The following is a 20,922-nucleotide window of genomic DNA, read 5'->3' as shown; positions in this document are numbered from 1 at the left end:
CCTATCGTTCGGTCTTGAGGGGGCGCGAGAGCAAGCCCGCGATGGCGTCGTCGACATCGGCCTCGCCGGCCAGTATGGCGGCGACCGCTTCGCAGATGGGGGTCTCGACGCCGAGCCTGGCGGCCAGGGCCCGGACGGCGGGCGCCGAGGCGACGCCCTCGGCGACCGAGACCTTGCCGGCCAGGGCCTGATCCAGGGTTTGGCCGGACCCGAGCGCCAGGCCGACGCTCATATTGCGCGATTGCGGGCTGGAGCAGGTGAGCACCAGGTCGCCCAGGCCGCAGAGACCCGCGACGGTCTCGGCCTGCCCGCCCAGCGCCACGGCCATGCGGGTCATCTCGGCGAAGCCGCGGGTGATGAGGGCGGCGTGGGCGCTGCGGCCCAGACCGCGGCCCTCGACGATGCCGCAGGCGATGGCCAGGACGTTCTTCACCGAGCCGCCGATCTCCGCGCCCACCATGTCGGACGCCAGGTAGGGGCGGAAAGTGGGCGTGGCGATGGCCTCGGCGAGCGCCCGGCCCAGGGTCTCGTCGGGACAGGCCAGGGTGACCGCGGTGGGCAGGCCGCGGGCCACCTCGCCGGCGAAGCTCGGGCCCGACAGCACGGCGGGCGCGGCGGCGGGCAGCGTCTCGGCCAGGACCTCGGTCATCAGCTTCAGCGAAGCCTGCTCGACCCCCTTGGCGCAGAGCAGCATGGGCACGCCCGGCCGCGCATGGGGAGCGAAGGCCGCCAGGCTGCCGCGCAGGTGCTGGGCGGGGGTGACGTTGAGGATCAGGTCGGCCTGGGCTAGGTCGGCCAGGTCGGCGGTGGCGCGCACCGCCGGATCGAGCGCCACGCCGGGCAGGAAGATGGGGTTCTCGTGGGTCTCGTTGATCCCCGACACCACCTCGGGCTCGCGCGCCCAGAGGGTGACCGAGAGGCCGGCCCGCACGCAGACTAGGGCCAGGGCCGTGCCCCAGGCTCCGCCGCCGATGACGCCCGCGCTTCTCATGCCTTGGCGCCCTTTCGGCCATGGACGTGGATGGGATTGGCCAGCGCCGCGGCGGCGTCCAGCGGCCAGCGCGGCCGGGCCGGGGCGTCCAGGGGGTCGCTGATCCCGAGCGCCAGCCGCTCGGCGCCGGCCAGCGCGATCATGGCGGCGTTGTCGGTGCAATAGGCCAGCGGGGGGGCGTCGAAGGAAAAGCCGCGGGCCAGGGCGGTCTCCTTGAGCCTGGCGCGCACGGCGCCGTTGGCCGCCACCCCGCCAGCCACCACGAAGCGCAGGGCCCGGCCCTCGTGCTCGCGAGCATAGGCGATCATGGCGCGGTCGGTGCGCTCGGCCAGCTGGCGGGCGATGGCGGCCTGGACGGCCGCGGCGAGGTTCCTGCGGGCGGGTTCGTCGGTCACGGTCTGCGCCAAACGCGCGGCGGCGGTCTTCAGGCCCGAGAAGGAGAAGTCGAAGCCCTCGCGGCCCAGCAGGGCGCGGGGCAGGGTGAAGGCCGAGGCGTCGCCGCCCTCCGCCAGCTTTTCCAGGGCGGGGCCGCCGGGATAGGGCAGGCCCAGGGTCTTGGCGATCTTGTCGAAGGCCTCGCCGGCCGCGTCGTCGATGGTGGTGCCCAGCCGGCGGCAGGCGCCCACCCCGGCGACCTCCAGGAGCTGGCAGTGGCCGCCCGAGACCAGCAGCAGCAAGAAGGGATAGGGGATGTCGGCGGCCAGGCGCGCCGAGACCGCGTGGCCCTCAAGGTGATTGATCGCCACCAGGGGCAGGTCCCGCGCCAGGGCCACGGCCTTGCCGAAGGACAGCCCCACCATCACCCCGCCCACCAGGCCCGGCCCGGCCGTGGCGGCGACGCCCGAGAGGTCGCCATAGCCGAGGCCGGCGGTCTTCAGGGCCTCGGCGGCGATGGTGTCGATGGTCTCCACATGGGCGCGGGCGGCGATTTCCGGCACCACCCCGCCATAGGGCGCATGGTCGGCGATCTGGGTCCCGACGATGGACGACAGCACCTCGACCCGGCCGTCGGCGTCCAGGCGCACGACCGCCGCGGCGGTCTCGTCGCAGCTGGTCTCGAGGCCCAGGACGGTGAGCAGTGCGGTCATTCGGTTGCGGCCCGCGGTCCCGTCCTGTAGCGGACGGGCTCTTCCTTTCGTTCGCCGAGGTAGACCGCGCATCGTGCCCATGCAACCGCCCGTCCGGATCGGGGCCCGCGGGTCCAAGCTCTCCCTGGCCCAGGCCGGGATCATGCAGCGCCGGATCGCCGCCGCCCTGGGCGCCGATCCGGGCGACGCCGACGCGGTCGCGCGTGTCGCGCCGCTGATCGTCATCACCACCTCAGGCGACCGTATCCAGGACCGCCGGCTGCTGGAGGTGGGCGGCAAGGGCCTGTTCACCAAGGAGATCGAGGAGGCCCTGCTCGACGGCCGCATCGACTGCGCGATCCATTCCCTGAAGGACATGCCCGCCATCCTGCCCGACGGGCTGTGCATCGCTGCCATCCCCGAGCGGGAGGATCCCCGGGACGCCTTCCTCAGCCCCAAGGCCCAGCGGATGGAAGACTTGCCCCGGGGGGCGGTGCTGGGCACGGCCTCGCTGCGGCGACAGGCCCAGGCGCTGCACAAGCGGCCCGACCTGGACGTCCAGATGCTGCGGGGAAATGTCGACACCCGGTTGGCCAAGCTGGCGGCCGGCGACGCCGACGCGATCCTGCTGGCCTTGTCCGGCCTGAAGCGCCTGGGGCTCGGCCACCTGCCGCAGAGCCTGCTCGACCCGGTGGAATGCCCGCCGGCCCCGGGCCAGGGCGCCTTGGCCATCGAGACGCGCATCGCCGACATGGGCGCGCCGTGGCTGGAGGCGATACGCCATGCGCCCAGCGCCGTGGCCGTGGCCGCCGAGCGCGGCGCGATGATGGCGCTGGAGGGGTCCTGCAAGACCGCCATCGGCGCCTTCGCCCGCCTGCGCGACGGGGACCTGCACCTGATCGTCGAGGCCCTGTCCCAGGACGGCGTCCACCGGTTCCGCCGCGAGGGCTCGGCCGAACTGTCCTCGGCCGGCGATCCAGAGGACACCGCGCGTGCGCTTGGCCTGTCGCTTGGCGAGGCGATCGCCGAGGAAGCCGGCGAATTGATCCTGCCGCCGCATTGATTCCGGCGGCGTCCGCCGTCAGGGTTGCGAGCGGTGAAGGTTCTCCCCCCTGCCATGAGCAAGACGCCCCAACGGATATGGATCACCCGCGCCCAGCCGGGCGCGGCGGCGACGGCCGCCCGTGTGCGCGAGATGGGGCACGAAGCCTTCGTGGCCCCGCTGCTGGAGATGCGGACCCTCCCCGACGCCGTGATCGACCTTGAGGGGGTCGGGTCGCTGGCCTTCACCAGCTCCAACGGGGTGCGGGCCTTCGCGGAGCTGACCACGGACCGGTCCCTGCGGGTGTTCGCCGTGGGGCAGGCCACCGCCCAGGCGGCCAAGGCCGCGGGGTTCAAGCGGGTGCTGTCGGCCGACGGCGACGTGGCGGCCCTGGCCGAGGGCATCGCGGTGCGCCGCGCCGAGCTGACCGGGGCGGTGCTGCATGCGGGCGCGGCCGAGCTGGCCGGGGACCTGGCGGGCGTCCTGGCGCGCAACGGGATCGAGGCCCGGCAGGCCGTGCTCTACGACACGGTGGCCGCAACGCTCGACGAGGAGACCCTGGCGGCCCTGCCCGGGCTGGACACGGCCCTGGTCCATTCGCCGAAGGCCGCCCAGGTCCTGGCCGCCCTGTTGCGAGCCCAACCGCTGCCGCAATTGCGGGTTCTGTGTCTCTCCAAGGCGGTGATGAAGCCCTTGGCCCGGGCCAAGGTCGCCGCGCGGGTTTTCTCGCCCTTCCCCCTCGAAGCGGCGCTGCTGAATCTGATAGACCGTTAGGCCATGAGCGTGTCGCCTGATCCTGCCGAGCTCTCCGCCCCCCGTGATCCGGGGTCCTATGGCCGCGCGCGGGTGATGGGTCCCGCCTTCTGGGCGATGATCATCTTCGGCCTGCTCTGCATCGTCGCCGGCTACGTCCTGGCCAGCTTCGGGCCCCGGATGTTCCCGGCCAAGCCGCGCCCCGCCGCCGAGGCGGTGGGGTTTTCAAGCCCAGCGCCCGCGCAGCCCGCGGCTCCGGCCTTGGTTCCGACGAGTCCTGAGCCTGCGCTCGACGCCGCGACGCCCTCCGCCGACGTCGCGCGCCTGGCGCAACAGCTGGCGACCCTGGAGGTGCGCCAGACCCGCGCAGCCCAGGCCGCGGCCGGGGCGCTCGCCGCCGCGGCCCTCATGGAGGCGGCCCAGACCTCGCGGCCTTTCCCCGACGAACTCGCCGCCCTGGCCGCCGTGGCGCCGCCCTCTGCCGATCTGCGCTCGCTCCGGTCCTACGCCGAGCAGGGCGCGCCCAGCCGCGCCGCCCTGGCGGCCAGCTTCCCCGACTACGCCGCGCGCGCGGCCGCCGCGGCGCGCTCGCCGCGGGAGGACGCCGGCCTGCTGGCCCGCATCGGCCACGCCTTGTCGCGGATCGTGACGATCCGCCGGGTGGGCGACGTTCCGGGGACCGGCGTCGACGCGGTCCTGGCCAAGGCCGAGGTCGAGGTGGAGGAGGGCGACATCGTCGCGGCGCTGAACACCCTCGATCGGCTGTCGCCCGCCGGCAAGACGGCGCTCGCCCCCTGGCGCGTGCGGGCCGAGCGGCGGGCCGACATCGACCGCCGGATCGCCCAGGTCCGCGCCCTGGCGCTGGAGGACCTGGCCGGTCTCGCCCGGAGCGGCGGATGATCCGCGCGGCGATCATCTTCTTCCTGGTGGCGGCGCTCGCGACCGCCATCCTGGCCATGACCGGCGAGCCCGGCCACGCCACGCTGGTCTGGCTGGGCTGGCGCGCCGATATGACCGCCGCGGCCTTCGTGCTGATCACCCTGTTCGTGGCCCTGGCCGCCATGATCGGCTGGCGGCTGCTGCTCTGGGTGGTGGAGACCCCGCGCCGGGCCGAACGCGCCCGGGCCGAGACCCGTCGCCGACAAGCCAACGAGGTGCTGACCCGCGGCTTCCTGGCGGCGGCGGCCGGCGACGGCCTGGAGGCGCGCCGCCTGGCCCTGAAGGCGGCCGATCTCGCCGACGAGGCGCCGGGCCTGGTCCGGGTCCTGGCCGCCCACGCCGCCGACGCGGCCGACGATCCCGTCGCGGTCCAGGCGGCCTATTCGGCCATGCTGGGCTTCCCGGAGATGCGGCTGGCCGGTCACCGGGGCCTGATGCAGGCCGCCCTGGCCCAGGGCGACCGCGCCGCCGCCCTCAGCCATGCCGAGCAGGCCTATGGCCTGGCGCGCACCGCTCGCTGGGCCTGGCGCGCCCTGCTGGAGGCCAGGCTCGAAGCCGGTGACTGGGACGGGGCGCTGGACCTGGTGAAGGGCGCGCTCGCCCGCAAGATCGTCTCGCCCATCGTGGCCGAGCGGGCCCGCGCCGCCCTGCTGGCCGCCTCGGCGGCCCAGCTCGAAGGCTCCGCCGATCCCAAGGCCCGCGGCCAGGCCCTGGACTTCGCGGTCGAGGCCGCCAAGCTGCAGCCTGGCTTTGCGCCCGGGGTGGTGATGGCCGCGCGCCTGCTCGCCGCCGACAACAAGGCCGGCCGCGCCGCCCAGGCCCTGGAAAGCGCCTGGAAGGCCGCGCCGCATCCGGCCCTCTGGCTGGCCTATCGCGACCTGAAGACCGACGAAACCCCGCGTCAGCGCGCCGGGCGCCTGGCCGAACTCGCCCAACTGAACCCCGAGGCGCGCGAGAGCCGCATCCTGGCGGTCGAGCAGGCCCTGATCGCCGGGGACGCGGACCGGGCGCTGGGCGCGGCGCGGATTCTGGAAACCGAACCCCTCACCGCCCGGACCGCCGGCCTGCTGGCGCGCGCGCACTTCGCCGCCGGCCAGCCTGACGAGGCGCGGGTCTGGATGGCGCGCGGGGTGTCGGCCGCCCAGGAGCCAGACTGGTCCGACCTCGACCCGGAGGGCCGGGCTTTCGCCTATGAGCCCGCCGACTGGGCCCGGCTGGTGGCCAGCTACGCGGAAACCGGCGAATTGCTGCACCCGCGCCACGAGCGGCGCGAGCGGACCATGAGCGAGCTGCCGCAGCTGCCCATTTCCTACGCGGACTCCGCGGCGTTCCTTTCGGCGCATGAGGAGGCGCAGTCGGCGCCCTATCCGATCGGCGAGGGCGTCTATGAGGACGATGAGCCGCCGGCGCCGAGCCCCCCGCGGGCCGGAGAACGTCGCTCACAAGCGAGGCGGCGCTTGGCGAGCGCGCCGAGAGCCGCTAAGTAGGCGCTCGCTCGCGAACCGCAGGGTCCGCGACAGCCTTCGGGCCGCCTTAGCTCAGCCGGTAGAGCGGCGCATTCGTAATGCGTAGGTCAGGTGTTCGAGTCACCTAGGCGGCACCACCCTTGCTCTGAAATTGCACGGCAATCGGGTCGAATAACACCATTCGTCGAACAAAACGCACGTATTTGGGGAATCCCGTTGCGGTGCGGCAAAGGTTCGGATTTAACCAGTTGTGAACCACTGAGTTACGGGCGGGCTACTACGTCCGGGGGGCGTTACTCGGAGGGGCAATTGGACATGTGGTTTATGGAGGGCTCGCTAAGTGAGCAACTTTAAGAAGATTCTGGTCGGGGCCGTCTTCGCGGCTGCGACCACCCTGGGCGCCTCGGCCGCCAACGCGGCCGTGACGATCCATTCCTTCGCCAGCTACCAGTCGGCGCTCAACGCCAACGAATCGCTGGTCACCGACTTCAACGCGCCGCTGACTCTGGCTGCGGGTTGGACCCTGGGTGGCGACGCCTCGCTGCTGACCGGCACGTCCGGCCTCGGCGCGGCTCCGGCTTTCGGCCCGCTCGATCCGGGCGATGACGATCCGACTCGCTATCTGAGCGTCCAAGCCGGTCAAGTCGCGACCTTCACGGCGCCGAACGTCTCGCGGGTGAGCCTCTATATCGGCTCGCTCGACGACTACAACTCGATCACCTTCTACCTGAAGGGCGGCGGCACGCAGGTCATCACCGGCCTGCAGCTCGGCGCCATCTCGGGCGCCAACGACGGTGATCGTCAACAGGCCGACACCAACGGTCGCTTCACGTTCTACTCGACCGAGAACATCGTCGGCTTTGATCTGAACTCGACCACGAACTCGTTCGAAGTCAGCAACATCGGCGCGGCGGTTCCGGAACCGGCCACCTGGGCGATGATGATCATCGGCTTCGGCGGCGTCGGCGGCATGCTCCGCAGCGCCCGCCGCAAGCAAGCGGTCGCGTTCGCCTAAGCTTTCAAAAGCACAACGGAAGACCCCGCCGATCGCGAGATCGGCGGGGTTTTTTGTGCGCGCCGTCCGGGTGGGCGACTTAGGTCTTGGGCGCGGCGGCCGGGGCGGCGGACTTGCCCGCGGGCGCCTTCGGGGCCGGCTTGGGCTTATAGGCCTCGTTGTACTGGATCTTGGACGCGGACCCCTTCTCCAGGATCTCCATCTTCTTGCCGACGGCCTCCTGGGTCCGGAGACTCTTCAGGCCGGCCAGGGCGTAGCTAACCGCCCGATCGCCGATGAACGGCGTGGAGCGGGTGTCGCGGATCTGGTTGACGATCACCGCGCCGGGGCGCGGGAAGACGAAGATCTCGCCGGGCGGCAGCTTCTCCAGGGTGGTGATGAAGGCCGGCGGCGCATTCAGCGTGTCCAGGACCACCGTGGTGCGCTGGTAGTCGAGATTGTTGGCCCGGAAGACGGCCTCGACCTGCTCCAGGGTGGTCGTCGGCTCAAGCTGCTTGCTGATCGTGGGGTTGATGGGGGTGGTGACGATCTGATCGACGACCATGACCCGGCGGTTGGCGAACATGGCCGGGTGCTCGGCCACGAACTTCTCGGCTTCGGCCTTCGGCGGATCGGCGATACCCTGCGACATCTTCCTCTGCATCATGCCGGCCAGCAGGTTCTCCGCGGCGCGGTCCCGCTGTTGGGCGAAGGCCGGCGTCTTGTCGAGCTTTTCCGCCTTGGCCTGCTGGACGAGGAGCTTGCGCAGGATGATCTGCTTCAAGGCGGCCTGCTCGGCCAGCTTGCGCTGGGCGGCGTCGGCGACCTGGACGCCGGACAGCTCAGCGTTGAGCTCCATGGCCGTGATTTCCTCGCCGTCGACCGTCGCGACCACCTGGCCCTTCGGCGCCTTGCCGCCTCCCAGGCCGCAGCCGCTAATCGCTACGCAGGCGACCAGGGCCGCGCCATGGGTCCAAGTCAACTTCATGGGTTCTCTCCCCCGGAATTCATGTACGACGCAAAGCCTGTCGCTCGCGTGTCGTTAGAAGAATACTACCGCCGGCAGTCTTGACCAGCCATTCGCCCTGTTAAGCGAGAAAGATGTTCAAGCGGTTGCCATTATTCGACGACTTCGCGGCGAAACGTCGAACACCTTTCCTGTTGCATGTGAGCAAGGGACAAGAGAGAACCCCCGGCGCCCGCGCGCGCTGGCCCATCTCGGAACCGCCGCCATGACCGAAGAGCCTCGACGCCGTCCGATCCTGAGGCTGAAGAATCCGCCAAAGGTGATCGTGCCCGGCGCGCCGCCGCCTCCGTCGCCTCCGCCTCCGGCCCACGACTGGAAGTGCAAGCCCTGTGGGGCCGGGCTTTCGGTCGCCGCCGAGCTGGAGGACGCCGCCGAGGTTCGTTGCCCCTCCTGCAACGCCAAGCTGGGGACGGCGGGCGACTTTCGCGCCGATCCGCCGCCCGCCAAGCTGAGGGCGCGGCCCGCCAAGCGCTGAGTGTGCACGGCCTGCTTGCACCACCGGCGCTCAGAAAACCCTGGCTTGCAATTTTCCCTTATTTCACAATGACTTCGGGCTTCAGCGTAAACCGCGGTTAACCAAGCGGCCGATATCCATGACCCCTTGGCGGCGCGCGCATTGCCGCAAGCAAGCGGCGCGCGCCTCGCCTCGTCGGGGGACAGATGTTTCGGATGAAGATCGCCGCCGCGGTGCGCGCCTTTGGCCTCGCCGTCGGCGGAGGGGTCCTGGTGGCCGTGATCCTGGGCCTGCTGGTGATCAACCACGTCCGCATCGGCGGACCGCAATATGCCGAGATCGTTCAGGGCAAGGACCTGGTCGCCGACATCCTGCCGCCCCCGCAATATGTGATCGAGGCCTATCTGGTGGCCACTCTCGCCCGCGACGGGGTCGAGACCGCCGCCAAGAGCCGCGAGCGGCTGAGCGCCCTGCGCGCCGAGTATGACGCCCGCCACAAACATTGGGAGGCCTCCAGCCTGCCCGAGGCGTTGAAGCGCAAGATCACGGCGGAGTCCCATGAGGCGGCCCAGACCTTCTGGACCGTGGTCGAGGGCGACCTGCTGTCGGCGATCGAGAGCGGCGATACGGCCAAGGCGGCCGACGCCTACGGGCGCGCCACCGAGGCCTACCGGGCCCATCGCGCGGTGATCGACGAGGTGGTGCCGGTGGCCAATGCGCTCAACGCCGCCGTCGAGGCGCGCTCGGGGCGGGACGCCAAGTTGGCCCTGTTCGGCGGCCTCACCCTCATCGGCCTGCTGCTGGCCGTGGTCGGTGGCGGGGTCTACGGTCTGACCGCCGGCGTGGTGCGTCCGCTGCGCGAGTTGACCCGCCAGATGAACCAATTAGCCGGCGGCCGGGTCGACATCGAGGTCCAGGCCCGCGACCGCGCCGACGAGGTGGGCGAGATGGCCCGCGCCCTGGAGGTGTTCCGCGTCAACGCCATCGAGGCTGAATCCGCCCGCGCCGCCCAGGAAGACGCCAAGGCGCAGGCCGAGCGGGAACGGCTGGCCGGCGAGGAGGCCGCCACGGCGCGGGGCCAGGCCCTGGTGGTGGGTTCCTTCGGCGAGGGGCTAGAGCGCCTGGCCGAGGGCGACCTGACCTATCGGATGCAGGGCGAGCTGCCGCCGGCCTATCTGAAGCTGCAGAGCGACTTCAACCTGGCCGCGGCCAAGCTGCAGAACACCCTGGGCGTGGTGGTCGGCGCCGCGGCGGGCATGCGCTCCGGGGCCGGGGAGATCTCGACCGCCGCCGACGACCTGTCGCGGCGCACCGAACAGCAGGCCGCCAGCCTGGAAGAGACCGCCGCGGCGCTCGACCAGATCACCGCGACGGTCCGCAAGACCGCGGAGGGGGCCAATCACGCGCGCAAGGTGGTGGAGACCGCGCGCTCCGACGCCGCCGAGGGCGCCGACGTGGTGAAGCGGGCCACCTCGGCCATGGACGAGATCGAGGGCTCTTCCAGGCAGATCAGCCAGATAATCGGGGTGATCGACGAGATCGCCTTCCAGACCAACCTGCTGGCGCTCAACGCCGGGGTGGAAGCCGCCCGGGCCGGCGAGGCCGGCAAGGGCTTCGCGGTCGTGGCCTCCGAGGTGCGTGCGCTGGCCCAGCGTTCGGCCGAAGCCGCCAAGGAGATCAAGGCGCTGATCATGTCCTCGTCGTCCCAGGTGGGGACCGGCGTCGAACTGGTGGCGGCCACCGGCCAGGCCTTGGAGCGCATCGTGACCCAGGTCGCCGAGATCAACGGCATCGTCGCCGAGATCGCCGCCAGCGCGCAGGAGCAGGCCACCGGCCTCCAGCAGGTCAACACCGCGGTCAATCACATGGACCAGGTGACCCAGCAGAACGCGGCCATGGTCGAGGAATCCACCGCCGCCAGCCATTCGCTGGCCAATGAGGCGGCCGAGCTCGCCACCCTGGTCGCCCAGTTCCGCACCGGGGACGCGGGTCCCGCCGTCCGCCGCGCCGCCTAGACTTGACTCATCACCAGGCCGATCTCGTCGTGCAGGACCAGGTCGGCATGGATGTCCTGGTCCGTCGGCTCGCGGTTGACGATCGCCAGACGCGCGCCGTTGCGCTTGGCCAGGAGCGGGAAGCCGGCCGCCGGGTAGACCACCAGGGACGAGCCCAGCACCAGGAAGAGGTCGCAGTCGAGGGTCGCGGCCTCGGCCCGCGCCATGGGCTCGGGAGGCATGGCCTGACCGAAGGAGATGGTGGCCGACTTCACCAGGCCGCCGCAGTCGCGGCAGGTCGGTATGACCCCGCGCTCCAGGAACGCCTCGCGGAAGTCATCGAACTCGTGGCGCAGACCGCAGGCCAGGCAGCGGGCGTAGTGGGCGTTGCCGTGCAGCTCGACGATCCGGTCCGCCGGCACGCCGGAATCCTGGTGCAGGTTGTCGACGTTCTGGGTGATGACGGCCGTGACCTTGCCCTCCGCCACCAGCCGGGCCACCGTCGCGTGCCCGGCGTTGGGCTTGGCCCCGGTCCACCGGGCCGCGCCGGAAAAGGTGCGGGTCCAGGCCTCCCGCCGCTGCGCCTCGTCGGCGACGAAGTCCTGGAACCTGATCGGCGTCATGCGACTCCACACCCCGCCCGGACTGCGGAAGTCGGGCACGCCGGACTCCGTGGAGATGCCGGCGCCGGTGAACACCACCACCTTGCGCGCCTGGGCGATGGCCCGGGCGAGGTCGCGGGGGGACGGCGCGGCGCCTCGGGGCGAGGTATGGTCCATGGTCCTGTTCCTTCAACCCCGCCATTGGAGCGGGCCGGGCTCGCCATGGCAACGGGTGTCCCGGTATGGCCGCTCCGACGCCCTGGCCATACCCGGCGACCCAGCTTTGATGCGAAGTAATACCGGCCACTCCGCAGCGCATGTTCCGCACTATAAAGTCAAAATGGCGGTATGCGACAATTTGCCGGTTATCCATTAATTGGCGTTAATCAAGGCGAAGGTTCGGATCGCTAGTGAATGCCTCATATTTACTTGCGGGGCGTCATCATGAACTTCAGTAACGCGCGTATCTCGACCAAGTTGATCGCGGCCTTCGCCGTGATCCTTGCGGTGTTCACCCTGTCGGCGGGGGCGCTGTTCATGAGCTTGAACACGACGCTGGAGGCCGCGCGCAAGAACAATGTCAGCTACCAGAATAGCCAGGACGTGGCCGGAATCTTGAGCGCCACCATCGAACAACAGAACGCCATGCGCGGCTTCGCGGCGACGGCTGACGCGAAGTTCCTCGACAACTACGAAAAGAACGGCGCGGTGGTCGACCAGCACATCGCCGACTTCCGCGAACGCACCACCCAGCCGCTGCAGGTCGAGCGCGCCGACAGGCTGAAGGCGATCATCGCCGACTGGCGGTCGCAGAACGCCGGCGTGATCGACCTCGCCCGCGACCCCGCCACCATCGATCAGGCCCGCGCCCAGGTGGGCACGGTGCGCCTGACCAAGGTCCGCGAGGCCCAGGGCGAGCTCATGACGGCCCAGAACCAGTTGGTCGCGTCGCGCTGGGAGACCCAGCAGAAGGCGATCGGTCAGGCCAAGCTGACGCTGATCGTCGGCAGCCTGGGCGCCCTGGCTGCCGCCTGCCTGATGGCCTGGCTGCTGTCGCGGGCCATCGCCGCGCCGGTCGGCGCCATGACCCGCGTCATGGGCCGGCTGGCGGCGGGCGACAACGGCGTCGACGTGCCGGCCATCGGCCGCAAGGACGAGGTGGGCGAAATGGCCCAGGCGGTCCTGGCCTTCAAGGACGCCGCCATCGAGAAGCTGCGCGTCGAGGGCGAGGCCGCCCAGGTCCGCGCCGCGGCCGAGGCCGAGCGCCGCGCCGCCGAGGAAGCCCGCGCCGCCGCCGCCCGCGAACAGGCCGTGGTCGTCGAGTCCCTGGCCCGCGGTCTTTCGCAACTTTCCGACGGCGACCTGACCTTCCGCATCGAGGCCGCCTTCGCGGTCGACTACGCCCAGCTCAAGATCGACTTCAACGCCGCCATGGACCGTCTGCAGGAGACCATGGCGGTGATCAGCGGCAACACCGCCAGCATGCAGTCGGGGGCCGGGGAGATCTCCACGGCGGCCGACGACCTGTCGCGGCGCACCGAGCAGCAGGCCGCGAGCCTGGAGGAGACCGCCGCGGCGCTCGACCAGATCACCGCCACGGTGAAGAAGACCGCCGAGGGCGCCAATCACGCCAGCACCGTGGTCGCCACCGCCCGCGCCGACGCCGAGGAGAGTGCGGTCATCGTCAGCAGGGCCACCGCGGCCATGGGCGAGATCGAGGGCTCCTCCAAGCAGATCGGCCAGATCATCGGGGTGATCGACGAGATCGCCTTCCAGACCAACCTGCTGGCCCTGAACGCGGGCGTCGAAGCCGCCCGCGCCGGCGACGCGGGCAAGGGCTTCGCGGTCGTCGCCTCCGAGGTCCGGGCGCTGGCCCAGCGCTCGGCGGAAGCGGCCAAGGAGATCAAGGCCCTGATCAACGCCTCGTCGGCCCAGGTCGGCTCCGGTGTCGAGCTGGTCGCCGAAACCGGCAAAGCGCTGCAGCGGATCGCCACCCAGGTCGCCGAGATCAACGCCTCGGTGGTCGAGATCGCAGCCAGCGCCCAGGAGCAGGCGGTCGGCCTGCAGCAGGTCAACACGGCCGTTAATCAGATGGATCAGGTTACGCAGCAGAATGCGGCCATGGTCGAACAGTCCACCGCCGCCAGCCACGCCCTCGCCAACGAAGCGATCGAGCTCGCGCGCCTCATGGGCCAGTTCACCATCGGGGCGGTCACGCCCCAGGCCGCCGCGCGCAGGCCCGCCGCTCCGTCGGCCGCAAAGCCCTTGCGCGCAAAGGCCTACGCCACCCGCGGAAACGCCGCGGTGAAGCTCGAGCCGGCGTTCGAGGCCGACAGCTGGGAGGAGTTCTGATGGAAATCACGACGTCGCGCATCCCGTCCCCCGGGGCGGAACTGATCTCGGTTCGAATCGGTGATCAGGCCTACGCCATCGACATCATGGCCGTGCGCGAGATTAGGGGTTGGACCGCGGCGACGCCCTTGCCGCACGCGCCGCCCCACGTCCTGGGCATGATGAACCTCCGCGGGGCGATCCTGCCGGTCATCGATCTCGGCGCTCGCCTCGGCCTCGGCGCGGCCAACCCCGGCCCCGCCTCGGTGGTGGTGGTGGCCCAGATCGGCGACTCCCAGATGGGCCTGGTGGTCGACGCGGTCTCCGACATTCTCACCGTCACCGAGGGCCTGATCCAACCGCCCCCGTCGGTCGGCAGCGTCGAATCCACCACCTATGTGGCCGGGGTGATGACCACCGACACCGGCATCGTCTCGCTGCTGTCCCTCGACCACATCCTCCCGCCCGACGTGCAGGCGACGGCCGCCGCCGCCGCCGCGGCCTGACGAACCCCTCTTCTTTTCGCATACCAGGAAACACCCCCAAAGATGCCGGCCCGCCCGTCGATCACCGCGAAACTCACCTGGGCGACAGCCTGCGCCATGGGCGTCACGGCCGCCGGGGCCTGGGCTCTGGTCGCGGCCAAGATCGGCGGCCTGATGCTGATCGGCGGTGGGATCGCCATGGGGCTGCTGGCCCTCTTCGTGCTCTCCATGGTCTTCCGCGGCCTGGTCAAGGCGCCGCTAGTCGAGCTCTCGGCGTCGGTCGCCGAACTGGCGGCCGGGCGCTACGAGAAGCCAGTGCACGGCCTGGAACTGAACGACGAGGCCGGCGTCGTGGCCCGCGCCCTGGACACCCTGCGCCATGATCTGGCCGAGGCCCGCGCCGTGCGCGCTGGCCGTGAAGCCGCCAGCACTGCGGCCGAGACCGAGCGCCATCGCCTGTCGTCCGAACGTTCCGCCGTCTCCCAGAACCAGGCGGTGGTGGTCGCGGCCCTGGCCGACGGGCTGGCGCGCCTGGCCCATGGCGACCTGACCGCCCGCGTCGAGCAGGACGTCGCCCCCGAATACGAGGCCCTGAAGCACGACTTCAACGTGGCCATGAGCCAATTGCAGAACACCATGGGCGTGGTGGTCGGCGCGACCTCCAGCATGCGCTCCGGAGCCGACGAGATCAGCCGCGCCGCCGACGACCTCTCCCACCGCACGGAGCGCCAAGCCGCCAGCCTGGAAGAGACCGCCGCGGCCCTGGACGAGATCACCGAGACCGTCCGCCGAACCGCGGAGGGCGCCACCCACGCCCGCAGCGTCGTCGAGACCGCCCGCGTCAACGCCGCCCAGAGCGCCGAGGTGGTCCGCAAGGCCACCGCCGCCATGGGCGAGATCGAGGGTTCGTCGCGCCAGATCGAGCAGATCATCGGGGTGATCGACGAGATCGCCTTCCAGACCAACCTCCTGGCCCTGAACGCCGGGGTGGAAGCTGCCCGGGCGGGAGACGCCGGCCGCGGCTTCGCCGTGGTCGCCTCGGAGGTCCGGGCCCTGGCCCAGCGCTCGGCTCAGGCGGCCAAGGAGATCAAGGCCCTGATCCACGCCTCGGGCGAGCAGGTCGGCCAAGGGGTGAGCCTGGTGGCCGAGACGGGCAAGGCCCTGCAGGTGATCGTCAGCCAGGTGGCCGAGATCAACGGCATCGTCTCCGAGATCGCCTCCAGCGCCCAGGAGCAGGCGACCGGACTCCATCAGGTCAATTCCGCCGTCAACCAGATGGACCAGGTGACCCAGCAGAACGCCGCCATGGTCGAGGAATCCACCGCCGCCAGTCACGCCCTGGCCAACGAAGCGGTGGAGCTCGCCAAGCTGATCGGCCAGTTCCGCACCCACGACGGCGAACCGATCCAGGCCGCCGCCCCGCCCGTCCGCGCCCGCGCCGCCCAGGGCGGCTCGCCACGCCTGGCCGTGGTCGGCCGCCAGGATAGCTGGGAAGAATTCTAGGCGTTTATCGCCTGACGATATCTCCACAACTCGTCATCCTCCGGTCGTCTGAAAGACGATCCGGGGGACCCAAGCGGCGTCCGCCACATCCTGAGAGTCAGCCGCCAGCGTCCCCCGGATCAGCCTGCGGCTGACCGGAGGATGACGAGCGTTGGTAGGGCGCCCAAATTTCGGGCGGCCGCCGCAAGATTGTGCCTGCACATCGGGCGAATAGTCCTGTAGCCAGGGTCCGTCGAACCGGATTCTGGGGGCTAGGCGGCATGTCATACCTGCGACGCGCGGTTGCGTTGATCACCATGGCCATGGTCGCGACCCCGGCCTGGGCGCAGGACGCCGCCCCCGTCGCCGACCCCGCCGCCACCGCCTGGATCCTCAGCGCCACGGCCCTGGTGCTGTTCATGACCCTGCCGGGCCTGGCGCTGTTCTATGCCGGCCTGGTGCGTTCGAAGAACGTGCTGTCGGTGATGATGCATTGCGTGGGCATCGCCTGCCTGGCCTCGGTGCTGTGGCTGTTCGGCGGCTACAGCCTGGCCTTCTCCGGGACCCATCCGCTGGTCGGCGACCTGGCCAAGTTCGCGCTCGCCTCGGTCGGCCGCGACGCGGTGACCGGCGTCCTGCCGGAGAGCGTGTTCTTCGGCTTCCAGATGACCTTCGCCATCATCACCCCGGCCCTGATCGTCGGCGCCTTCGTCGAGCGAATCAAGTTCTCCGCCGTCATGCTGTTCTCCGGCCTCTGGCTGCTGGTGGTCTATGCGCCGGTCTGCCACTGGGTCTGGGGCGGCGGCTGGCTGGCCTCCATGAAGGTCATGGACTATGCGGGCGGCCTGGTGGTCCACGCCACGGCGGGGATTTCGGCCCTGCTGATCGCCTGGCGCCTGGGCCCGCGCGACGGCTTCCCGCGCGATCTCTCGCCGCCGCACAATCCGGGCATGACCATGATGGGCGCGGCCATGCTGTGGGTCGGCTGGTACGGCTTCAACGCCGGCAGCGCGCTGGCCGCCGACGGCGCGGCGGGCTCGGCCCTGATCGCGACCCACCTGTCGGCCGCCACGGCCGGCCTGACCTGGGCGCTGATCGAGTGGACCCGCTACAAGCGCGCCAGCATGGTGGGCATCGTCACCGGGGTGGTGGCGGGCCTGGCCACCGTCACGCCGGCCTCGGGCTTCGTGGGGCCGCTGGGCGGGGTGATCCTCGGCGCGGCCGGCAGCTTCGTCTGCTATCAGGCCGTCGACTTCGTGAAGAGCCGGCTCAAGGTCGACGACAGCCTCGACGTCTTCGCCGTCCACGGGGTGGGCGGCATCCTGGGGACCCTGCTGGTGGCGATTCTGGCCACCCCTGAGCTGGGCGGGACGGGCTACGCCGAGGGCGTGGACATGGGCTCCCAGGCGGTCACCCAGCTGATCGGCGTGGCGGCGGTCTGCGCCTGGTCGGCGGTCGCCACCCTGGTCCTGGTCTTCGTGGTCCGCCGTACGGTGGGCCTGCGCGCCTCCGCCGAGGCGGTGGAGGACGGCCTCGACCTCGCCAACCACGGCGAGCGGGCCTATCCCTGAGGCTTCGGTCCGAAGGCGGCCTCCAGAGCCGCCTCGTCCAGCCCCTCGATCTCCAGCATCTTCAGGCGCGCCGTCTCACCAGAGACGATGCGCACGGACGACTTCGAGACCTTCAGGGTCTTGGCCAGGAACACGGTCAGGGCGGCGTTGGCCTCGCCATCGGCCGCCGCGGCGCTGACCCGCACCTTCAGATAGGGCCGGCCGCTCGGATCCCGGGCCCAGCCGTCCACCGCGTCCCGGCCGCCCTTGGGCGTGACCCGGACCGGCAGCCGCATGGCCTAGACGACGAGATTCAGCAGCGCGCCTTGCGCCGCCGGCAGCAGGTAGCGCTGGATGCCGCTGATCACCAGGATGGCGATGATCGGGCTGATGTCCACATTGCCCAGCGGCGGGATGATGCGCTGGAACGGCGCCAGCACCGGCCGGGTCACCGCGTCGAGGAACTTGGCGATTCCGTAGACGAACTGGTTGCGCAGGTTGATCACGTCGAAGGCCACCAACCAGGAGAGGATGGCGCTGGCGATCATGGCGAAGATCAGCAGGCTCAGCAGGCTATCGAGGATGAAGAAGACGAATCCGATCAGCGCGATCATCGAGGTTTCCAGCAGGGAATGACCGGCCCTGTATCGTCTGGCCGCCCTTCCGTGGCAAGCCGCGCGCTTCTGCGGCTTGACAGACAGGCCCTCCCACCCCTAATTCCGCCCCTCCTGGGGCCGTAGCTCAGTTGGTAGAGCGCCTCGTTCGCAATGAGGAGGTCAGCGGTTCGACTCCGCTCGGCTCCACCAGGAACCTCCCGACATCACAGAGCGCCCTAGTGCGCGTCGTCCCAGTTGGCCGCGGCGCGAGCCTCGACCACCAGGGGCACGGTGAACGACACCGCCGGCTCGGCGGCGCGCTCCATGACCCGCTTGGCCAGGGCGATCAGGGCCTGGGCCTCGGCCTCCGGCGCCTCGAAGACCAGTTCGTCGTGGACCTGCAGCAGCATGCGGGCCGATAGCCCCTCGGCCTTCAGCGCCGCGGGCATGCGGATCATGGCGCGGCGGATGACGTCGGCGGCCGCGCCCTGGATCGGGGCGTTGATGGCCGCGCGATCTCCGAAGGCCCGCTCGGCGGCGGACTTGGAGTTCACCGCCGGGATGTTGACCTTCCGCCCGAAGACGGTGGTCACGAACCCTTGCGTCCGCGCCATCTGCTTGGTGCGGTCCATATAGGCGCGGATGCCGGGGAAGCGCTCGAAATAGGTCTTGATATAGGCCCCGGCCTCGTCCTGCGGGATGGAGAGCTGGTTGGCCAGGCCGAAAGCCGAGATGCCGTAGACGATGCCGAAATTGATCGCCTTGGCCCGCCGCCGCGTCTCGGCGGGCATGCCCTCGATGGGGACTCCGAACATCTCCGAGGCGGTGGCCGCGTGGATGTCCAGGCCCTCCTTGAAGGCCTTCTTCAGCTGCGGGATGTCGCCCACATGGGCCAGGATCCGCAGCTCGATCTGGCTGTAGTCGGCGCTGATCAGCACATTGCCCGGCTCGGCGATGAAGGCCTTGCGGATGCGCCGGCCCTCCTCGGTGCGGATCGGGATGTTCTGCAGGTTCGGGTCCGACGACGACAGCCGTCCGGTGGTGGTCGAGGCCAGCGCATAGGAGGTGTGCACCCGGCCCGTGCGCGGGGCGATGGCCGGGATCAGGTTGTCGGTATAGGTGCCCTTCAGCTTGGAGAGCTGGCGCCAGTCCAGCAGGACGCGGGGCAGTTCGTGGCCCTTGGCCGCCAGGTCCTCCAGCATGGAGGCATCGGTCGAGGCGGCCCCCGTGGCGGTCATCCGGCCCGAGGCGAGCCCCATCTCCTGGAACAGCAGATCGCCGATCTGTTTGGGCGAGCCCAGGTTGAACGGCCGGCCGGCGAGCCGGTGGGCCTCGAGCTCCAGCTCGCCCATGCGCACCGAGAAGTCGTTGGAGAGCTGGCGGAGGCGTTCGGGATCGACCTTGATCCCGTGGTTCTCCATCTCGGCCAGCACGCTCGGCAGCTTGCGCTCGAGGGTCTCGTAGACGGTGAGCAGGCCTTCCCGGGCCAGCCGGGGCCGCAGCAGCAGCCACAGCCGCAGGGTGACGTCGGCGTCCTCGGCGGCGTAGCAGGTGGCCGGTTCCAGCGGCACGTGCTTGAAGCTCTTCTGAGTCTTGCCGGTCCCGGTGACCGCCTTGAACTTGATGGGCTCATGGTCGAGCCAGCGCTTGGACAGCTCGTCCATGCCGTGGCTCTTGTGGACGCCGGCCTCCAGCACATAGCTGATCAGCATGGTGTCATCGATGGGCGTGACATCGATCCCGTAGCGCGACAGGACGGCGATGTCGTACTTGGCGTTCTGCGCCACCTTCAGGACCGAGGGGTCCTCCAGCAGCGGCTTCAGGCGCGCCATGACCTCGTCGCAAGGGATCTGCTCGATCTCGGCCGGGGTTTCGAACTCCAGCCCGCCCGCGCCCTCGTTCTCGTGGCCCACGGGGATGTAGCAGGCCTCGCCCGGCGCCACCGCCAGGGAGACGCCGCAGAGATTGGCGTTGGCGGAGGAGAGCGCGTCGGTCTCGGTGTCGAAAGCCACCACGCCCAGGGCGCGGGCCCTGGCGATCCAGGCGTCGAGGGTGGCCAGGTCGCGCACGCAGACATAGGCGCTGGTGTCGATGGGGCCGTGGTCGCCGGCCACGGGTTGGGGCGCCGGAGCGGGCGCCGCCGCCGCCGCGCCGCCGCCGGCCACGCGCCGGGCCAGGCTGCGGAATTCCATCTCCTCGAGGAACTTGGCGAGCGTCGCGGCGTCCGGCTCGGCCACCGCTAGGTCGTCGATCGGCGAGGGCAGGGGCGTGTCGCAGTCCAGCCGCACCAACTCCCGCGACAGGCGGATCTGGTCGGCGAAATCGATCAGGGTCTGGCGGCGCTTCTCCTGCTTGACCTCGCCGGCGCGGGCCAGGACCGAGTCCAGGTCGCCGTATTCGTTGATCAGCAGGGCGGCGGTCTTCACCCCGATGCCGGGGGCGCCCGGCACATTGTCGACGCTGTCGCCGCACAGGGCCTGGACATCCACCACGCGATCAGGCGCCACCCCGAACTTCTCGAAGACCTGCTCAGGACCGATCTTCACGTTCTTCATGGTGTCGAGCATCCACACCCGGGGTCCGACCAGCTGCATCAGGTCCTTGTCGGACGAGATGATCACCACCTCGCCGCCGGCGTCGCGGACCTTGCAGGCATAGGCCGCGATCAGGTCGTCGGCCTCGTAGCCTGGCAGCTCCAGACAGGGCACGCCGAAGGCCCGGGTGGCGTCGCGCATCAGCGGGAACTGCGGGATCAGGTCCTCGGGCGGCGGCGGGCGGTGGGCCTTGTATTGGTCGTACAGCTTGTTGCGGAAGGTCTTCTCCGAATGGTCGAAGATCACCGCCAGGTGGGTCGGCGCCTCATCCTGGGCCTTCATGTCCACCAGCAGCTTCCACAGCATGTTGCAGAAGCCGGAGATCGCCCCGATGGGCAGGCCGTCCGACTTCCGCGTCAGGGGCGGCAGGGCGTGATAGGCGCGGAAGATGAAGCCCGACCCGTCCACCAGATACAGCCGGACCGCCGGTCCGTCCTGGGTGTGATCGCGGGGAAGGTCGTCGAGGGGCGGCGTGGCGGCGTCGAGGGTCTCGGTCATGGTGGGGAAGATAGGCGCGAGGGACGCCGGGGTCACCCGCCAGATCGCAATATCGCG

General features: G+C 70.5%; 17 protein-coding genes, 2 tRNA genes and 1 pseudogene. 13 read left to right on the top strand and 7 right to left on the bottom strand.

Features of this window, described 5'->3' with window-relative positions:
• Position 1 precedes the first annotated feature (1 nt).
• Both V6M51_RS05375 and tsaD read right to left on the bottom strand, forming a co-directional pair.
• The gene (locus V6M51_RS05375) at positions 2–991 is read right to left on the bottom strand and encodes an NAD(P)H-dependent glycerol-3-phosphate dehydrogenase (RefSeq protein ID WP_332765288.1); all 990 of its coding nucleotides are present in this window, start codon (positions 989–991) and stop codon (positions 2–4) included.
• Positions 988–2,079 carry a tRNA (adenosine(37)-N6)-threonylcarbamoyltransferase complex transferase subunit TsaD gene (gene tsaD / locus V6M51_RS05370; RefSeq protein WP_332765286.1) on the bottom strand — a complete coding sequence of 364 codons (1,092 nt, stop codon included), beginning with the start codon at positions 2,077–2,079 and terminating at the stop codon, positions 988–990. Before tsaD ends, V6M51_RS05375 begins: the two co-directional genes overlap by 4 nt.
• A gap of 73 nt (positions 2,080–2,152) precedes the next feature.
• Between tsaD and hemC the strand changes: the two genes are divergently transcribed.
• The 6 genes and pseudogenes from hemC to V6M51_RS05340 all read left to right on the top strand — a co-directional run.
• On the top strand, positions 2,153–3,121 hold the full coding sequence (gene hemC, locus V6M51_RS05365; RefSeq protein WP_332765284.1) for a hydroxymethylbilane synthase: 969 nt from the start codon (positions 2,153–2,155) through the stop codon (positions 3,119–3,121).
• Positions 3,122–3,175: 54 nt separating this feature from the next.
• Positions 3,176–3,874: a uroporphyrinogen-III synthase gene (locus V6M51_RS05360; protein WP_332765282.1), complete on the top strand. Its 699-nt coding sequence runs from the start codon at positions 3,176–3,178 to the stop codon at positions 3,872–3,874.
• Positions 3,875–3,877: 3 nt separating this feature from the next.
• Positions 3,878–4,753, top strand: a complete 876-nt coding sequence (locus tag V6M51_RS05355) for a COG4223 family protein (protein WP_332765280.1) — start codon at positions 3,878–3,880, stop codon at positions 4,751–4,753.
• Positions 4,750–6,279 carry a heme biosynthesis protein HemY gene (locus tag V6M51_RS05350; protein WP_332765278.1) on the top strand — a complete coding sequence of 510 codons (1,530 nt, stop codon included), beginning with the start codon at positions 4,750–4,752 and terminating at the stop codon, positions 6,277–6,279. The genes V6M51_RS05355 and V6M51_RS05350 overlap by 4 nt, the downstream gene beginning before the upstream one ends.
• A 40-nt stretch (positions 6,280–6,319) precedes the next feature.
• Positions 6,320–6,395: transfer RNA gene (locus V6M51_RS05345), tRNA-Thr, on the top strand.
• A gap of 338 nt (positions 6,396–6,733) precedes the next feature.
• Positions 6,734–7,273 (top strand): annotated as a pseudogene (locus V6M51_RS05340) (PEPxxWA-CTERM sorting domain-containing protein); the annotation flags it as partial.
• A gap of 79 nt (positions 7,274–7,352) precedes the next feature.
• Here V6M51_RS05340 and V6M51_RS05335 read toward each other — a convergent pair.
• Positions 7,353–8,240: an EpsD family peptidyl-prolyl cis-trans isomerase gene (locus tag V6M51_RS05335; protein WP_332765274.1), complete on the bottom strand. Its 888-nt coding sequence runs from the start codon at positions 8,238–8,240 to the stop codon at positions 7,353–7,355.
• Positions 8,241–8,484: 244 nt separating this feature from the next.
• Here V6M51_RS05335 and V6M51_RS05330 point away from each other — a divergent pair, with 244 nt between their 5' ends.
• Both V6M51_RS05330 and V6M51_RS05325 read left to right on the top strand, forming a co-directional pair.
• Positions 8,485–8,754: a hypothetical protein gene (locus V6M51_RS05330; RefSeq protein WP_332765272.1), complete on the top strand. Its 270-nt coding sequence runs from the start codon at positions 8,485–8,487 to the stop codon at positions 8,752–8,754.
• A gap of 194 nt (positions 8,755–8,948) precedes the next feature.
• Positions 8,949–10,748 carry a methyl-accepting chemotaxis protein gene (locus V6M51_RS05325; protein WP_332765270.1) on the top strand — a complete coding sequence of 600 codons (1,800 nt, stop codon included), beginning with the start codon at positions 8,949–8,951 and terminating at the stop codon, positions 10,746–10,748.
• On the opposite strand, the gene V6M51_RS05320 is transcribed toward V6M51_RS05325, so the two are convergent.
• A complete protein-coding gene (locus V6M51_RS05320; protein ID WP_332765268.1) occupies positions 10,745–11,506 on the bottom strand; it encodes an SIR2 family NAD-dependent protein deacylase in 762 nt (253 codons plus the stop codon). The two genes, V6M51_RS05325 and V6M51_RS05320, sit on opposite strands and share 4 nt — an antisense overlap.
• 267 nt (positions 11,507–11,773) lie before the next feature.
• Between V6M51_RS05320 and V6M51_RS05315 the strand changes: the two genes are divergently transcribed.
• The 4 genes from V6M51_RS05315 to V6M51_RS05300 all read left to right on the top strand — a co-directional run bounded on the left by V6M51_RS05315 (position 11,774) and on the right by V6M51_RS05300 (position 17,198).
• The gene (locus tag V6M51_RS05315) at positions 11,774–13,681 is read left to right on the top strand and encodes a HAMP domain-containing methyl-accepting chemotaxis protein (protein ID WP_332765266.1); all 1,908 of its coding nucleotides are present in this window, start codon (positions 11,774–11,776) and stop codon (positions 13,679–13,681) included.
• The gene (locus V6M51_RS05310; RefSeq protein WP_332765264.1) at positions 13,681–14,166 is read left to right on the top strand and encodes a chemotaxis protein CheW; all 486 of its coding nucleotides are present in this window, start codon (positions 13,681–13,683) and stop codon (positions 14,164–14,166) included. Before V6M51_RS05315 ends, V6M51_RS05310 begins: the two co-directional genes overlap by 1 nt.
• Positions 14,167–14,208: 42 nt before the next feature.
• Positions 14,209–15,648 (top strand): methyl-accepting chemotaxis protein, encoded by a 1,440-nt coding sequence (locus V6M51_RS05305; protein ID WP_332765263.1) that lies wholly within the window; start codon positions 14,209–14,211, stop codon positions 15,646–15,648.
• A gap of 260 nt (positions 15,649–15,908) precedes the next feature.
• Positions 15,909–17,198, top strand: coding sequence for an ammonium transporter (locus V6M51_RS05300; protein ID WP_332765262.1), 1,290 nt, complete (start codon positions 15,909–15,911; stop codon positions 17,196–17,198).
• Here the strand turns inward: V6M51_RS05300 and V6M51_RS05295 are convergent.
• The gene (locus V6M51_RS05295; RefSeq protein ID WP_332765260.1) at positions 17,189–17,473 is read right to left on the bottom strand and encodes a DUF167 family protein; all 285 of its coding nucleotides are present in this window, start codon (positions 17,471–17,473) and stop codon (positions 17,189–17,191) included. The two genes, V6M51_RS05300 and V6M51_RS05295, sit on opposite strands and share 10 nt — an antisense overlap.
• Positions 17,474–17,476: 3 nt before the next feature.
• Complete coding sequence (locus V6M51_RS05290; protein WP_332765258.1) at positions 17,477–17,791, bottom strand: YggT family protein; 315 nt, start codon at positions 17,789–17,791, stop codon at positions 17,477–17,479.
• Positions 17,792–17,907: 116 nt separating this feature from the next.
• Here V6M51_RS05290 and V6M51_RS05285 point away from each other — a divergent pair.
• A tRNA-Ala gene (locus V6M51_RS05285) sits at positions 17,908–17,983 on the top strand.
• A gap of 26 nt (positions 17,984–18,009) precedes the next feature.
• Here the strand turns inward: V6M51_RS05285 and polA are convergent.
• Entirely contained in the window at positions 18,010–20,865 is a 2,856-nt protein-coding gene (polA, locus tag V6M51_RS05280) for a DNA polymerase I (RefSeq protein ID WP_332765256.1), read from the bottom strand.
• Positions 20,866–20,922 lie beyond the last annotated feature (57 nt).

Origin of the sequence: Phenylobacterium sp., from assembly GCF_036677185.1 — a bacterium.
GTDB lineage: Bacteria > Pseudomonadota > Alphaproteobacteria > Caulobacterales > Caulobacteraceae > Phenylobacterium.
The sequence above is the reverse complement of the archived record's forward strand: the minus strand, read 5'-3'. Positions and strand labels throughout refer to the sequence as shown.

Bases quoted from the DNA above. Each gene is read 5' to 3' on its own strand.
- V6M51_RS05375 (WP_332765288.1), bottom strand. From the start codon at position 991: ATGAGAAGCGCGGGCGTCATCGGCGGCGGAGCCTGGGGCACGGCCCTG.
- tsaD (WP_332765286.1), bottom strand. From the start codon at position 2,079: ATGACCGCACTGCTCACCGTCCTGGGCCTCGAGACCAGCTGCGACGAG.
- V6M51_RS05360 (WP_332765282.1), top strand. From the start codon at position 3,176: ATGAGCAAGACGCCCCAACGGATATGGATCACCCGCGCCCAGCCGGGC.
- V6M51_RS05355 (WP_332765280.1), top strand. From the start codon at position 3,878: ATGAGCGTGTCGCCTGATCCTGCCGAGCTCTCCGCCCCCCGTGATCCG.
- V6M51_RS05350 (WP_332765278.1), top strand. From the start codon at position 4,750: ATGATCCGCGCGGCGATCATCTTCTTCCTGGTGGCGGCGCTCGCGACC.
- V6M51_RS05335 (WP_332765274.1), bottom strand. From the start codon at position 8,240: ATGAAGTTGACTTGGACCCATGGCGCGGCCCTGGTCGCCTGCGTAGCG.
- V6M51_RS05330 (WP_332765272.1), top strand. From the start codon at position 8,485: ATGACCGAAGAGCCTCGACGCCGTCCGATCCTGAGGCTGAAGAATCCG.
- V6M51_RS05325 (WP_332765270.1), top strand. From the start codon at position 8,949: ATGAAGATCGCCGCCGCGGTGCGCGCCTTTGGCCTCGCCGTCGGCGGA.
- V6M51_RS05320 (WP_332765268.1), bottom strand. From the start codon at position 11,506: ATGGACCATACCTCGCCCCGAGGCGCCGCGCCGTCCCCCCGCGACCTC.
- V6M51_RS05315 (WP_332765266.1), top strand. From the start codon at position 11,774: ATGAACTTCAGTAACGCGCGTATCTCGACCAAGTTGATCGCGGCCTTC.
- V6M51_RS05310 (WP_332765264.1), top strand. From the start codon at position 13,681: ATGGAAATCACGACGTCGCGCATCCCGTCCCCCGGGGCGGAACTGATC.
- V6M51_RS05305 (WP_332765263.1), top strand. From the start codon at position 14,209: ATGCCGGCCCGCCCGTCGATCACCGCGAAACTCACCTGGGCGACAGCC.
- V6M51_RS05300 (WP_332765262.1), top strand. From the start codon at position 15,909: ATGTCATACCTGCGACGCGCGGTTGCGTTGATCACCATGGCCATGGTC.
- V6M51_RS05295 (WP_332765260.1), bottom strand. From the start codon at position 17,473: ATGCGGCTGCCGGTCCGGGTCACGCCCAAGGGCGGCCGGGACGCGGTG.
- V6M51_RS05290 (WP_332765258.1), bottom strand. From the start codon at position 17,791: ATGATCGCGCTGATCGGATTCGTCTTCTTCATCCTCGATAGCCTGCTG.
- polA (WP_332765256.1), bottom strand. From the start codon at position 20,865: ATGACCGAGACCCTCGACGCCGCCACGCCGCCCCTCGACGACCTTCCC.